Source organism: Streptomyces sp. NPDC059456, assembly GCF_042750055.1.
Classification (GTDB): Bacteria; Actinomycetota; Actinomycetes; order Streptomycetales; family Streptomycetaceae; genus Streptomyces.
This window is the reverse complement of record NZ_JBHYVA010000158.1, coordinates 1-14,260: the sequence shown is the minus strand read 5'-3', so window position 1 is coordinate 14,260 and position 14,260 is coordinate 1. Positions and strand designations below refer to the sequence as shown.

13 protein-coding genes, 1 pseudogene and 1 riboswitch are annotated in these 14,260 nt (G+C 71.2%); of the genes and pseudogenes, 11 read left to right on the top strand and 3 right to left on the bottom strand.

The genetic code is table 11. The features are described from left to right. Positions 1-119 precede the first annotated feature (119 nt). A complete protein-coding gene (locus ACFXA3_RS16445) occupies positions 120-524 on the bottom strand; it encodes a hypothetical protein (RefSeq protein WP_385187310.1) in 405 nt (134 codons plus the stop codon). Positions 525-722: 198 nt separating this feature from the next. Here ACFXA3_RS16445 and ACFXA3_RS16440 point away from each other — a divergent pair, with 198 nt between their 5' ends. From ACFXA3_RS16440 to ACFXA3_RS16415, 6 genes are all read left to right on the top strand, one after another. Beyond that, a complete protein-coding gene (locus ACFXA3_RS16440; RefSeq protein WP_054225616.1) occupies positions 723-1,343 on the top strand; it encodes a heme-copper oxidase subunit III in 621 nt (206 codons plus the stop codon). A 77-nt stretch (positions 1,344-1,420) separates the two neighbouring features. Continuing rightward, positions 1,421-2,230, top strand: a complete 810-nt coding sequence (locus tag ACFXA3_RS16435; protein ID WP_385187308.1) for a c-type cytochrome — start codon at positions 1,421-1,423, stop codon at positions 2,228-2,230. Next, positions 2,227-3,285 (top strand): Rieske 2Fe-2S domain-containing protein, encoded by a 1,059-nt coding sequence (locus tag ACFXA3_RS16430; protein ID WP_385187307.1) that lies wholly within the window; start codon positions 2,227-2,229, stop codon positions 3,283-3,285. The genes ACFXA3_RS16435 and ACFXA3_RS16430 overlap by 4 nt, the downstream gene beginning before the upstream one ends. Beyond that, entirely contained in the window at positions 3,282-4,907 is a 1,626-nt protein-coding gene (locus tag ACFXA3_RS16425) for a cytochrome bc complex cytochrome b subunit (RefSeq protein ID WP_385187305.1), read from the top strand. Before ACFXA3_RS16430 ends, ACFXA3_RS16425 begins: the two co-directional genes overlap by 4 nt. Before the next feature lie 143 nt (positions 4,908-5,050). Continuing rightward, entirely contained in the window at positions 5,051-6,142 is a 1,092-nt protein-coding gene (gene trpD / locus ACFXA3_RS16420; RefSeq protein ID WP_385187303.1) for an anthranilate phosphoribosyltransferase, read from the top strand. Positions 6,143-6,221: 79 nt separating this feature from the next. Beyond that, positions 6,222-6,338, top strand: a riboswitch (SAM riboswitch). A gap of 231 nt (positions 6,339-6,569) precedes the next feature. Beyond that, on the top strand, positions 6,570-7,991 hold the full coding sequence (locus ACFXA3_RS16415) for an aminotransferase class V-fold PLP-dependent enzyme (protein ID WP_385187301.1): 1,422 nt from the start codon (positions 6,570-6,572) through the stop codon (positions 7,989-7,991). A gap of 113 nt (positions 7,992-8,104) precedes the next feature. Here ACFXA3_RS16415 and ACFXA3_RS16410 read toward each other — a convergent pair whose 3' ends face one another. Together ACFXA3_RS16410 and ACFXA3_RS16405 are read right to left on the bottom strand one after the other, a co-directional pair. Further along, positions 8,105-8,386, bottom strand: coding sequence for an Lrp/AsnC family transcriptional regulator (locus tag ACFXA3_RS16410; RefSeq protein ID WP_008738815.1), 282 nt, complete (start codon positions 8,384-8,386; stop codon positions 8,105-8,107). Next, on the bottom strand, positions 8,383-9,105 hold the full coding sequence (locus ACFXA3_RS16405; protein WP_385187299.1) for a rhomboid family intramembrane serine protease: 723 nt from the start codon (positions 9,103-9,105) through the stop codon (positions 8,383-8,385). The genes ACFXA3_RS16410 and ACFXA3_RS16405 overlap by 4 nt, the downstream gene beginning before the upstream one ends. Positions 9,106-9,232: 127 nt before the next feature. Between ACFXA3_RS16405 and ACFXA3_RS16400 the strand changes: the two genes are divergently transcribed. The 5 genes and pseudogenes from ACFXA3_RS16400 to ACFXA3_RS16380 form a co-directional block, all read left to right on the top strand. Beyond that, a complete protein-coding gene (locus ACFXA3_RS16400; RefSeq protein WP_008738811.1) occupies positions 9,233-9,472 on the top strand; it encodes a hypothetical protein in 240 nt (79 codons plus the stop codon). 39 nt (positions 9,473-9,511) lie between these two features. Further along, on the top strand, positions 9,512-10,876 hold the full coding sequence (locus ACFXA3_RS16395; protein WP_385187312.1) for an NYN domain-containing protein: 1,365 nt from the start codon (positions 9,512-9,514) through the stop codon (positions 10,874-10,876). A 259-nt stretch (positions 10,877-11,135) separates the two neighbouring features. Then, entirely contained in the window at positions 11,136-12,173 is a 1,038-nt protein-coding gene (locus tag ACFXA3_RS16390; RefSeq protein WP_385187297.1) for an NlpC/P60 family protein, read from the top strand. A gap of 244 nt (positions 12,174-12,417) precedes the next feature. Then, positions 12,418-13,458: an NlpC/P60 family protein gene (locus tag ACFXA3_RS16385; protein WP_385187295.1), complete on the top strand. Its 1,041-nt coding sequence runs from the start codon at positions 12,418-12,420 to the stop codon at positions 13,456-13,458. Positions 13,459-13,482: 24 nt separating this feature from the next. Next, positions 13,483-14,260, top strand: a pseudogene (locus ACFXA3_RS16380) (hypothetical protein); the annotation flags it as partial.

The window sequence follows — 14,260 nt, the reverse complement described above, 5'->3', positions numbered from 1 at the left end:
CGCCCCCCGCCAGCCCCGGCCCCCGGGGGCGCCCCACGGCGTGCCCCCCCGGGGGGGGCGCCCCCCCCCGCCGCCCCGGCACCGCGGCCCCCCCCGGGGGACGCCGGCGCCGGTGCGGGTCAGGCGGCGTTGTGGGACAGCCGCGAACGCAGCAGGCCCGCCAGGGCGTCCGCGAACTCCACCGGATCGACCGGAAGGGTCACCGCCGCGTCCGCACGGCTCCAGGTGGCCAGCCAGGCGTCCTGCGGACGGCCCATCAGCAGCAGCACCGGCGGGCACCGGAAGATCTCGTCCTTGATCTGCCGGCACACGCCCATGCCGCCCGCCGGGACCGCCTCGCCGTCCAGCACGCACACGTCGATCCCGCCCGCGTCCAGCTCGCTCAGGACGGCCGGGAGCGTGGCGCATTCCACGAACTCGACCGGCGGCAGGTCCGCGGCCGGCCTGCGCCCGGCGGCCAGCCGCACCTGCTCCCGGGTGCTCGCGTCGTCGCTGTAGACCAGAACCCGTGCAGTCGACCGCATTTCGTTCCTCCACGGTGCCGTGAATCACGTTGATGTTGCGCGGGATGCTACTCCGTCCGACCCGCTGTCAACATCGGTTCGGACAGCCTCGCCGGTGTGCGTACCGGGCCGATCTGATGGGCCGTTCGGGCCTTGCACACGCCCCTGACACTCCGAACGGCACCCCCCGGGGTGAGGGCGGGATAAGCGACCGACATAATGTCGGTCGTGGCGACAGCAACGACAGTAGATACCGGGCACGCGCACCCGACGGTCAACCGGCCGAACCTCGTCAGCGTCGGAACCATCATCTGGTTGAGTTCCGAGCTGATGTTCTTCGCGGCCCTCTTCGCGATGTACTTCACCCTGCGATCCGTGACAGGTGCCGAGTACTGGTCAGAGCAGGCTTCGGCCTTGAATCTGCCCTTCTCGGCGACGAACACGACGATCCTGGTGCTTTCCTCCCTCACCTGCCAGCTCGGCGTATTCGCCGCGGAGCGCGGTGACGTGAAGAAGCTCCGGACGTGGTTCATGATCACTTTCGTCATGGGTGCGATCTTCATTGGCGGCCAGGTGTTCGAGTACACCGAGCTGGTCAAGCACGAGGGCATGTCTCTCAAGTCAGGTCCGTACGGCTCGGTGTTCTACCTGACCACCGGCTTCCACGGTCTGCACGTGACGGGCGGTCTCATCGCCTTCCTGCTGGTCCTCGGCCGGACGTACGCGGCCAAGAGGTTCACCCACGAACAGGCCACGTCGGCCATCGTCGTGTCCTACTACTGGCACTTCGTCGACGTCGTCTGGATCGGCCTCTTCGCGACGATCTACCTGATCAAGTAGCGAACACGTCACCGGGCCCAGACCCGGCACTCCATCCAGACACACCGACGCAGAAGATCCTGACACCGGGGTAATCCGTGAAAAAGCTCTCCGCACGACGACGCCATCCGCTGGCGGCGGTCGTCGTTCTACTCCTTGCGCTGGCGGCCACTGGGGGGCTGTACGCCGCCTTCGCCCCCGCGGGCAAGGCGCAGGCCGATGAAACCGCCCAGTCCCTCGCCATCGACGAGGGCAAGAAGCTCTACGCCGTGAGCTGCGCAAGCTGCCACGGAGCCAGCGGTCAGGGTTCCACTGACGGCCCCAGTCTGGTCGGCGTCGGCTCCGCGGCCGTCGACTTCCAGGTGAGCACGGGCCGTATGCCCGCCCAGCAGCCCGGCGCGCAGGTGCCGAAGAAGCCGGTCATCTACGACCAGGCCCAGATCGACCAGCTGGCCGCGTACATCGCCTCCCTCGGCGCCGGCCCGATCACGCCGACCGAGAAGCAGTACGACCCGGCGGGTGCCGACATCGCCAGGGGTGGTGAGCTCTTCCGCAACAACTGCGCGCAGTGCCACAACTTCACCGGCGAAGGCGGCGCACTGACGAACGGCAAGTACGCCCCCAACCTCGAGGGCGTCGAGCCGAAGCACATCTACGAGGCCATGCTCACCGGCCCGCAGAACATGCCCTCCTTCCCGGACAGCACCATGCCGACGAAGGAGAAGAAGGACATCATCGCGTACCTCCAGCACGTGAACGGCGAGAAGTCGGTCAGCCCTGGCGGCCTGAAGCTCGGTGGCCTCGGCCCCGTCTCCGAGGGTCTGTTCGGCTGGATCTTCGGCCTGGGTGCGCTGATCGCTGTCGCCGTCTGGGTCGCGGCCCACACCGCTAAGGCCAAGAAGTCATGAGTAGCCAAGAGATTCCCGAAGAGAAGCACCTGCCGAGCGAGCAGGGCGACGCGCACCACGGTGGCGTAGCAGTCGCGGACGATCCGTTCGCCGACCCGGGCCTGCCGGTCCACAAGCCCCGTATCCAGGACATCGACGAGCGGGCCGCGAAGCGCTCCGAGCGCACCGTGGCGATGCTGTTCACGCTGTCGATGCTGGCCACGATCGGCTTCATCGCCTCGTACGTCATCATCCCGGTCGACAAGATCGTCTACATCTTCCCGATCGGGAAGGTGAGCGCGCTCAACTTCGCCCTCGGTCTGACCCTGGGCGCGGCCCTCTTCTGCATCGGCGCGGGCGCGGTCCACTGGGCCCGCACCCTGATGTCCGACGTCGAGGTCGCCGACGAGCGCCACGAGATCGCGGCGTCGCCGGAGGTCAAGGCGAAGGTCCTGTCGGACTTCGCCGACGGTGCCAACGAGTCCGGCATCGCCCGTCGTCCGCTGATCCGCAACACGATGCTGGGCGCGCTGGCCATGCTGCCGCTGTCCGCCGTCATGATCATGCGCGACCTGGGCCCGCTGCCCGAGGACAAGCTGCGCAAGACCGTGTGGGCCAAGGGCAAGCTGCTCATCAACGACAACACGAACGAGCCGCTGCGTCCCGAGGACGTCCTGGTCGGTTCGCTGACCTTCGCCCGGCCCGAGGGCCTGGAGGAGGAGCAGCACGACTTCCAGACGCAGATCGCCAAGGCTGCCCTGATGATCGTCCGGATCAAGCCGGAGGACATCAAGGACAAGCAGGAGCTGGAGTGGTCCCACGAGGGCATCGTGGCCTACTCGAAGATCTGCACCCACGTCGGCTGCCCGATCAGCCTGTACGAGCAGCAGACGCACCACGTGCTCTGCCCGTGCCACCAGTCCACCTTCGACCTCTCCGACGGCGCCCGTGTCATCTTCGGCCCGGCCGGCCACGCGCTTCCGCAGCTGCGGATCGGCGTGAACGGCGAAGGCTTCCTTGAAGCGCTCGGCGACTTCGAAGAGCCCGTCGGTCCTGCATTCTGGGAGCGCGGATGAGCACTGCCACCGATACCAAGCGCAAAGCGCCGGCCGGCGAGCGTGTGGCCGACTGGGCGGACGGCCGCCTGGGCATCTACAGCCTGGCCAAGTCCAACATGCGCAAGATCTTCCCGGACCACTGGTCCTTCATGCTGGGTGAGATCTGCCTCTACAGCTTCATCATCATCATCCTCACGGGTGTGTACCTGACGCTGTTCTTCCACCCGAGCATGAACGAGGTCGTGTACCACGGCTCGTACGTGCCGATGCAGGGCGTCCAGATGTCCGAGGCCTTCGCCTCGACGCTGGACATCAGCTTCGACGTCCGCGGCGGTCTGCTCATCCGGCAGATCCACCACTGGTCGGCGCTGATCTTCGTCGCCGGCATGGTCGTGCACATGATGCGCGTCTTCTTCACCGGCGCGTTCCGCAAGCCGCGCGAGGTCAACTGGATCTTCGGCTTCCTGCTGCTGGTCCTCGGCATGTTCACCGGTTTCACCGGTTACTCCCTGCCGGACGACCTGCTCTCGGGCACCGGTGTCCGCTTCATGGAGGGCGCGATCCTGTCCGTGCCGATCGTCGGCACGTACATCTCGTTCTTCCTCTTCGGCGGAGAGTTCCCCGGCAGCGACTTCGTCGCCCGGTTCTACTCGATCCACATCCTGCTGCTGCCCGGCATCATGATGGGCCTGCTGGTGGCCCACCTGATCCTGGTCTTCTACCACAAGCACACCCAGTTCGCGGGTCCCGGCAAGACGAACAACAACGTCGTCGGCATGCCGCTGCTGCCGGTCTACATGGCCAAGGCCGGAGGCTTCTTCTTCCTGGTCTTCGGTGTCATCGCGGCCATCGCGGCGATCGCCTCGATCAACCCGATCTGGGCGCTCGGCCCGTACCGCCCGGACCACGTGTCCACCGGTGCGCAGCCCGACTGGTACATGGGCATGCCGGAAGGCCTGATCCGTGCCATGCCCGGCTGGGAGATCAACCTGTGGGGCCACACGCTCGTCCTGGGCGTGTTCATCCCGCTGCTGCTCTTCCCGCTGGTGCTGGGCTCGATCGCCGTCTGGCCGTTCATCGAGTCCTGGGTCACCGGGGACAAGCGCGAGCACCACATCCTGGACCGCCCGCGCAACGTCCCGACCCGTACGGCCTTCGGTGTCGCCTGGATCGCGGAGTACATCGTGCTGCTGATCGGCGGTGGAAACGACATGTTCGCGCAGTACTTCCACCTCTCGATCAACAACATCACCTGGTTCGTCCGGATCGGCTTCTTCGTCGTCCCGGTCCTCGCGTTCATCGCCACCAAGCGCATCTGCCTCGGCCTCCAGCGCCGGGACCACGACAAGGTGCTGCACGGTCGCGAGACCGGCATCATCAAGCGTCTGCCGCACGGTGAGTTCGTCGAGGTCCACGAGCCGCTCTCGCAGGGCAAGCTGCACACGCTCACCGCGCACGAGCAGTACAAGCCGGTCGAGATCGGCCCGACGGTCGACGAGAACGGCGTCGAGCGCAAGGTCGGCCGCATGGAGAAGCTCCGCGCGAAGCTCAGCAAGGGCTTCTACGCCGAGAACAACCAGATTCCGAAGCCCACGGTGGAGGAGTACAAGGAGATCCAGAGCGGCCACGGCCACCACTGATCCCACCTGAGGGGCTGATTCAGGTCAGTCCCGGTGTCGCCACGGCGAGAGCCCCGTCCAGTGTCTGGACGGGGCTCTTTGCCGTCCCCGGGGCTGGATAGGGTGGACTCCTCAATGCTTGCCGACGGATCCAGGAGCAGACCATGCGCGGACAGAGTCCGGCTGACGCCGGTGGGGTGCCGGCCCTCCCCCAGACTCCGTCCGGGGGTGCCCTCAATTGGCCGGGTCTCCTCGACGCCCTGCTGACCGGCCAGGACCTGCGGGCCGAGGAGACGGCCTGGGCCATGGACCGGATCATGCGCGGAGAGGCCACCGACGCCCAGATCGCCGGTTTCGTGGTGGCGCTGCGGGCCAAGGGGGAGACGGTCGCGGAGATCAACGGCCTCGTCCGGTCCATGTACGGGCACGCCAACCTGATCGAGGTGCCGGGCCGGACGGTGGACATCGTCGGCACCGGTGGCGACGGGGCCAAAACGGTGAACATCTCGACGATGTCGTCGATCGTGGTGGCCGGTACGGGCGCCAAGGTGGTCAAGCACGGCAACCGGGCCGCCTCCTCCGCGAGCGGGTCCTCGGACGTGCTGGAGAAGCTCGGCGTCAACCTGGACCTCACCCCGGCGCGGGTGGTCGAGGTCGCGGAGCAGGCCGGCATCACCTTCTGCTTCGCGGTGAAGTTCCACCCGGCGCTGCGGCACGTGGCCGCGGCCCGCAAGGAGCTGGGGATCCGGACCACCTTCAACTTCCTCGGCCCGCTGACCAACCCGGCGCGGGTACGGGCGCAGGCCACGGGCGTGGCGGACCCGCGGGTGGCGCCCATCGTGGCGGGCGTGCTGGCGGAGCGCGGCTCCTCGGCGCTGGTGTTCCGCGGCGACGACGGCCTGGACGAGCTGACGACCACCGCCACCTCCCGGGTGTGGTGGGTGCGCGACGGCCGGGTGGACGAGCAGGCGTTCGACCCGCGCGACGTGGGCATCGAGCTGGTCGACGTCTCGGCGCTGCGCGGCGCGGACGCCTCGTACAACGCGGACGTCGCCCGCCGTCTGCTGGCCGGCGAGCCCGGCCCGGTCCGCGACGCGGTCCTGCTGAACTCGGCGGCGGCCCTGGTGGCGCTGGACCCCGGCACGGGCTCCCTGGAGGACGAGATCCGCGCGGCGATCGCCCGCGCGGCCGAGTCCATCGACTCGGGAGCGGCGAAGGCGGCCCTGGACCGCTGGGTGACGGCGAGCAACGCCTAGGCGGTTTCGGCCATGGCCCCGGTCCAGCATGCGGACCGGGGTCTTGCGCGTCGGGGATCTTGTGGCAGGATGCTCACCAGGTCACGAGTGACAGCGTTTCGGCCCCGGCTTGCTGTCCGGCAACCCTCCTTCCGTGGCGGGGTGCCCCGGGTGATGACCAGGTCGTAGCCACAAAGGCCTACGGCAAGCGCGGATCCCTCGACACCAGGGGTCCTGGTCTCCCGAGGAGCTTTTCCGTGAGCAAGCGAATGCGATAGGGCGACTCCGCCCCTTCTTCACCCTCCGTGCGGTCCCGAGTCGTCCGCGCGTCGAGGCAACTCCCGTACCACTGGCACATGTGCGTCCGCGTACCCGCGCGCCGCGCATCCGTGCACCCACGTACGGGCCCCCCGAAGCCATTCAGCCTGTCCTGCCGGGAGATACCGCCATGTCCACGTACCCGAACGCCGTCGACGCCACCGCCTCCGCCACCGTCTGCGCCGCCGACCCCGCCTGTGCCCGGCCGCTGCCGGTCCTCGGCCGGGACGTGACCGTCCCCCTCGTCACCGGCGGCGAGGTCACCTACGCGGCCCTGGACTACGCGGCCAGCGCTCCCGCCCTCCAGCGGGTCTGGGACGACGTCGCCGCGTACGCCCCCTACTACGGCAGCGTCCACCGCGGGGCCGGCTACCTCTCCCAGCTCTCCACCGACCTCTTCGAGCAGAGCCGGGCCACCGTCGCCGAGTTCCTCGACTGCCGCGCCGGCGACCAGGTCGTCTTCACCCGCTCCACGACCGACTCGCTGAACCTGCTGGCCGCCGTACTCCCCGCCGACTGCCAGGTGTTCGTCTTCGAGACCGAGCACCACGCCTCACTGCTGCCCTGGGTCGACGCGCGGGTCACCTACCTCGACGCCCCCCGCACCCCGGCCGAGGCCGTCACCACCCTGGAGCGGGCCCTCGCCGACCGTGACCCTCACGGCCCCGCCCTGGTCTGCGTCACCGGCGCCTCCAACGTCACCGGCGAGCTGTGGCCCGTCAAGGAGCTCGCCGCCGCCGCGCACGCCCACGGCGCCCGCATCGTCCTGGACGCCGCCCAACTGGCCCCGCACCACCCCGTCTCCGTGCAGGAGCTGGACGTGGACTGGGTGGCCTTCTCCGGACACAAGCTCTACGCGCCCTTCGGCTCGGGCGTCCTCGCGGGCCGCGCGGACTGGCTCCAGGAGGCGCAGCCGTACCTGGCCGGCGGCGGTGCCTCCCGCAAGGTCGCCCGCCGCGAGGACGGCGGCGTCGACGTCGAGTGGCACACCACCGCCGCCCGCCACGAGGCCGGCTCCCCGAACGTCATCGGCGTCTACTCCATCGCCTCGGCATGCAAGGCCCTGACGGAGGCCGGGTTCGAGAACCTCGTCGCCCGCGAGCGGCACCTCATCGCGAAGGTCCGCGAAGGCCTGGCGGAGGTCCCGGCGGTCCGGATCCTCTCCCTGTTCGGCGACGACGCCCCGCGCGTCGGCGTCATCTCCTTCGTCGTGGACGGCTGGAACAGCTCGCACTTCGCGGCCGCGCTGTCGGCGGAGTACGGGATCGGCGTGCGCGACGGCCTGTTCTGCGCCCACCCGCTGGTCCGCACCCTGCTCGGCAGCGAGCCGCAGGCCCAGGGCGAGTGCGGAGCGCCGGAGGCGGCGCCGGGCGAGCTCCCCCGGACTTCGTCCGGGGGGACCCCCACCCTGAACGCCATCCGCGTCAGCTTCGGCGCGGGCACCCCGGACGAGCACGTGGAGCGGTTCGTGCAGGCGGTCAAGGAGCTCGTCGCGGACGGCGCCAAGTGGCAGTACCGCACCGAAGAGGGCCGCTGCGTCCCGGCCGTGTGACGGTGTCCGCGGCCCGCCGGGGGCCGGGTGGCGCTGCCCGGCGAGGGTCTTCCGGGACCGTGACCCGCCCCGGCGAGGGTCTTCCGGGACCGTGACCCGCCCCGGCGCGGGGGTTACGCGTCCAGACCGATGGCGAAGGCCGCTTCCAGGTCGTGCTGGGAGTAGGTGCGGAACGCCACGTGGGTGTCCGTCGCCTCCACGCCCGGGATCTTGCTGATGCGGCCGGGGATGATGTCCGCCAGATTCTCGTGGCGGGCCACGCGCACCAGCGCGATCAGGTCGTACGTACCGGTGACGGAGTAGACCTCGCTGACGCTGTCCAGCGCGGCGATGGACTCGGCGATCTCGGGGATACGGTCCACGCTGGTCTTGATGAGCACGATCGCGGTGATCACGGCTGGCTGTCTCCCTCGGTGGCCGTCGCTGGTCGCCTCACTCTAGTCGTACGCCGATAGCGCACCCACGCGTAGACGAAGCCCAGCGAGAAGCCCACGACGTGGGCCAGGTACGCCACCCCCGGACCGCTTCCCGCGCGGTGCGCCGCCAGCCACTGCAGGCCGAACCAGAACATCAGCACGATCCAGGCGGGGAACCGCAGCGGCAGGAAGAAGAGGAACGGGAACAGGCTCGTCACCCTCGCCCGCGGGAACAGGCACAGGAACGCGCCGAGGACCGCCGAGATCGCGCCGGACGCGCCGACCAGGGTCTGGGCGGAGGAGGCGTTGGCCGCCGCGTACGCCGCCAGCGCCAGGTAACCCGTGCAGACGTAGAAGGCGAAGAACTGCGGCCGCCCCATCCGCTCCTGCGTCATCACGCCGAAGACGTGCAGGAAGAGCATGTTGCCGAGCAGGTGGAGCCAGCTGCCGTGCACGAACAGCGCGGTGAGCGGAGTCAGCAGGGCCCGCGCGGAGCCGCCGAACAGCTCGTCCGGGACCACGCCCCAGCGCCGGAAGTACGCGGTCCCCGCCTCCAGCAGCCCGTCGCCCGTCCCGTACGAGGGATTCAGCCCCGAAGCGGGGCCGAGCAGGAACACCACGCAGCAGCCGGCGATCAGCGCGTGGACGACCACCGGGCCCCGGGCGGCCTCCCGGAGGGCCTGCCACCTTACGATCATGCGATCGAGCATGACCCAAGCGGACCCTCCCGGAGCACCGGCAGGCCGTAGGGTTACGTGCTGCGGTCCGCCGATTGACGCGGACGGCGGCTTTAATTGAAAGAGCTACGAAGGAGAGAGCGGCCTGATGACGGTTCCCCTGCCGACCGACACCACCCGGTGGCGCTGCACCCTGTGCGGCAACCTCACGCGTTTCGACGTCACTCGTTCGTCGAAGGTCGTCGAGTACGTCCACCTGGATCTCGCCGGGGAGCCCAAGGTCGAGGAGCGCGAGGTGGTCAATGAGACCATCGAGTCGGTCCGCTGCCGCTGGTGCAACGCGGTGGACCAGATCGAGCTCGTGGACAGGCCGGGCGCGGACTCCTGAAGGAGCCGGGCCCACAGTAGATCACGGTAGGGGTGACGGATTGTGGAGCCAGCAAGCGGCGCTGAGCCGGCCGATGCGGCCGGCGACGCCGCCGAGGTGCTCGACCGCCCGCTGCCGGAAGGCGTGCGGCGCCGGGTCGTCGCGCTCGTCTCGGACGCCTTCGGCGCCCTGACGGTCGCGGACCTCCCGGCGCAGCTGCGCCAGTACGCCCGGTTCACCCCGACCCGGCGCGCCAAGTTCGCGGGCAACGCGATGGCCGCCGCCGTGGAGACGGACGCCGTGTTCCGCGGCCGCGTCGCCGAGAAGCTGCGCGAGGCCCAGGCCGAGCTGGCCGGTGCGCTGGAGTCCGGCGCACCGCCCGCCGCCGCGGACCCGCTGGACGTGGCGGCCGCCGCGTACGTGCTGCGCCCGGCCGGCTGGGTGAAGCTGGTGGCCGCCGCCGGCGAGGAGGCGCAGCGCGCCGACGCCGAGCGGGTCGGCGAGGAGACCCGGCGCGAACTGGACCGGCTCCGCGAGGAACTGGCGCACGCCCGGGACGTGCAGCGTCTCGGCGGCGAGCAGGTGCGCACCGAGCTGGACGCGGCGCGCAAGGAAGCGGAATCGCTTCAGCGCAAGCTGCGCAGCGCCCAGAGCGACGTGAAGCGCGGCGAGGCGGCCCTGCGCAAGGTCACCGCCGAGATCGACGGGATCCGCGGCGAGGCGGCCGCGCAGGTGGCCGCCGCCGAGAGCGAGACCCGGCGCCTGAAGTCCCGCCTCGCCGAGGTGGAGGCGGCGCTGGAGACCTCCCGCCGGGCCACCCGCGAGGGCCGCAGCGTCGAGGACATGCGGCTGCGGCTGCTGCTGGACACCGTGCTGGACGCGGCCCAGGGGCTGCGCCGCGAGCTGGCGCTGCCGCCGGTGTCCACGCGGCCGGCCGACACGGTGGACGCGGTGGAGCCGGGCCGGATGACGCCGAAGGACATCGCCGCGCGGGCCCTGTCGGAGACCGATCCGGCGCTGCTGGACCAGTTGTTGGCGCTGCCCCAGGCCCATCTGGTCGTCGACGGCTACAACGTGACGAAGACCGGCTATCCGACGATGCCGCTGGAGAAGCAGCGGCTGCGGCTGCTGGGCGGGCTGTCGATGCTGGCCGCGCAGACCGGCGCGGAGATGACCTGCGTCTTCGACGGCGCGGAACTGGCGGCCCCGGTGCTGCTCGCGCCGCCGCGCGGGGTGCGGGTGCTGTTCTCCAAGCCCGGGGTGACGGCGGACGAGCTCATCCGCCAGCTGGTGCGCGCGGAGCCGCCCGGCCGGCCGGTGGTCGTGGTGTCCACCGACCGCGAGGTGGCCGACGGTGTGGCGAAGGCCGGCGCCCGGCCGGTTGCGTCCGCCTTGTTGCTGAAGCGGCTTTCGCGCGTTTCGTAACTCCTCGGCGGAATGCCCGATTTGGTAGGGCGGTTGGGGAACGTACCGTCAAGTGCCCGGCACGGAGCGTGGGCTGTAGGTAAAGAACCTGGTCGGGGGGTCACTTTTTTCCCGGCAGGATTTGAACTGATCACAGCAAGGTCACTAAGGTCACCTCAAACCTTCGTGCGGTAAGTCACTCATTCGGAGTGACGACGGAGGCGCGCTGCCGAGCCTTGCGACCGTCTTCGGCGGCTCCAGGAAGAAGGAGCTCGCGTTCGTGGCGTCCCACCGTCGACCCAAGCCGCCGACCCGCACCCGCGTGAGCGTGCTCACCGCCCTTGCCACCGCGGCCGTCGCCCTCTCCTCCCAGTCGGCCATGGCCGCCCCGGACAAGCCGAGCAAGGACGAGGTCAAGAGCAAGGTGGACGCCCTCTACGAGGAGTCCGAGCAGGCCACCGAGAAGTTCAACGGGGCCAAGGAGCGCCAGGACCAGCTCGAGAAGGAGATCTCGCAGCTCCAGGACCGCGTCGCCCGCGGCCAGGACGAGCTCAACAGCCTGCGCAACACGCTCGGTTCGATGGCCACGGCCCAGTACCGCGGTGGCGGCCTCGACCAGTCCGTGCTGCTCCTGCTGTCCGACGACCCGGACGGCTACCTCGACAAGGCCTCCACGCTCCAGCAGTTGAGCGGCAAGCAGGTCGAGGCGATAACGAAGATCCAGGCCAAGCAGCGCAGCCTCGCGCAGCAGCGCCAGGAAGCCACCGGCAAGCTCGCCGACCTCGACGCCGTCCGCAAGGAGCTCGCCGAGAAGAAGTCGACCGCCCAGGCCAAGCTCGCCGACGCCCAGGCCCTCCTCAACACGCTGACCGCGGACGAGCGCAGCCAGCTGAAGAGCGACGCGGCCAAGGACGGCCAGGCCGCGGCGGACGCCGCCGGCGGGAGCTCCAAGGGTGCGGTGAAGGGCTCGGGCCGGGCCGGCGCCGCCCTCGCCGCGGCGATCACCCAGAAGGGCGACCGCTACCACATGGGCGACACGGGCCCCGACTCGTGGGACTGCTCGGGCCTGACCCAGTGGGCCTACGCCCAGGCCGGCGTCGACATCAGCCGCACCACCTACACGCAGGCCAACGACGGCACGCGCATCGGCATGAGCGAACTCCAGCCCGGAGACCTGGTCTTCTTCTACGGCGACCTGCACCACGTCGGCCTCTACGCGGGCAACGGCCAGGTCTTCCACGCCTCCAACCCCACCGGCGGCGTCCGCTACGAGGCCATGAAGAACATGCCCTTCCAGTTCGGCGTCCGCGTCGGCTGACCCGCCCTCCCCGGTCCGGGGAGACGTGCCGCACACCGCCCATCCGGGCGAATTCCGCGGCCCCGCTGTGACCACACGCCCCGTCGGTGACCTGCGTCTCCGGCGGGGCGTCGGCGTGCGCGCGGTCCGGCGGTCGTTGGTCGGTGCGTGGTCGCGCGGCTACTGTCTGCCAGCGCGGAACCCGGCACACGTCCGTCCACGGAGGGCGGACCCGGCCCCGCGCAGCGGAAGGGAGCGGTTCCACGTGGCGTCCCATCGCCGGACCGGGCTCGGCAGCCTCGACCGGAACACCAAGGTCACCGTCCTCGCCGTCGCCGCAACCGCCGCGGCAGCCATGGCGGGTGCGACGGCGAGCGCGGCCCCGGCCCTGCCGCAGGAGCCCCCGGCCGGCGCCCGCGCCCAGGTCGACCGGCTCTTCGAGGAGGCCGAACAGGCCACCGAGCGCTACAACCGGGCGGGCGAGCGGGCCGAGCGGCTGCGCACCGAGATCGACCGCGCCCAGGACGCCCTGGCCCGCGGCCAGGACCGCATCAACACCATGCGCGGCGTCCTCGGCACCTTCGCCGGAGCCCAGTACCGTTCCGGCGGCATCGACCCCGCCGTCGAGCTGATGCTCTCGAACGACCCGGACGAGTACCTCGACCGGGCCTCCCAGCTGGACCGGCTGACGGACCGGCAGGCCCGGCGGCTCGACGAACTGCGCAAGGAGCAGCGCCGGCTGGGCCAGCAGCGCCACGAGGCCTCGCAGAAGCTGGCCGAGCTCGACGCCGTGCGCGCCGACGTGGCCCGCCAGAAGCGCGCCGTCACCGCCAAGCTCGCCGCGGCCCGCCGGCTGCTCAACGCCATGCCCTCGCAGGAGCGGGCCGATTTCGAGCGGGCCTCGCGCTCCGGCGACCGGCCCGGGGCACTGCCCGACCTCGGCGCGGCGGTCCCCTCCTCGGGGCGGGCCGCCGCCGCCGTGATGGCCGCCCGGTCCGCCGTCGGCCGCCCGTACGTCTGGGGCTCCACCGGGCCCTCCGGCTTCGACTGCTCCGGGCTGATGGTGTGGTCGTACCGGCAGGCGGGCGTCTCCCTGCCGCGCACCTCGCAGGCCCAGCGGTACGCCGGCCGCCGGGTCCCGCTCTCGCAGGCGCAGCCCGGCGACCTGGTCACGTACCGCTCGGACGCCAGCCACGTCGGCATGTACGTCGGCAACGGCCAGGTGGTGCACGCCCCGTACCCGGGGGCGCGGGTGCGGTACGACCCGGTCGGGATGATGCCGGTGGCCTCCGTCACACGGCCCTGACGCGGCCGTGCGTACGATCGACGGATGTCCCCGTTCCGCCGGCTCCTCGTACGCGCACTGCCGTTCCTGCTGAGCGGGCTGCTCGCGGGGTGCGGGGTGCCCGGCGCGCCCGGCACCGCCGAGCGGGACGTCCGCGAGGCCGTCGCCGCCTGGTCGCGGACCCCGCCCGCGCAGCTCGCCGGGATCCCGCTGGAGGGATGGGCGTACGAGGTCTCCGAGGTCGGCCGCAGCGGCGCGCGGGCCACCGCCCGGGCGCAGCTGCACTACCGGCTCACCGGCTACGACACGGCCCCCGCGGGGTCGGCGCGCGAGGTGCGGCTGAGCCGGGACGGCGGCCGCTGGCGGGTCACCGGCGACGGGCCGGCGCCGGGCGCCCCGCCCGAGCTGTGGGACCAGGGGCCGGTGGCGGTGGTCCGGGGCGCGCACTGCCTGGTGCTGGGCGGCGGGCAGGACGCCGGGACGCTGTCCGCGGTCGCGGCGGAGGCCGACCGGGCGGTGCCCGCGGTGAGCGCCGGCTGGCCGCGGCCGTGGGCGGGCCGGGTGGTGGTGCTGGTACCGGGCTCGCTGGAGCGGATGGCGCAGCTGCTGGGGCGGCCGGCCGCCGAGTACCGGGGCATGGGGGCCGTCACGACGGGCCGGGTCGGCGCGGCCGCGGCCCCCGCCGACCGGGTCGTCGTCAACCCCGAGGGGTGGGCGCAGCTCAGTGCGGTGGGGCGCGGGGTCGTCCTCACCCACGAGGTCACCCACGTGGCCACCCGTGCCGCGACCTCCGCCCGGTCCCCGCTGTGGCTGTCGGAGGGCT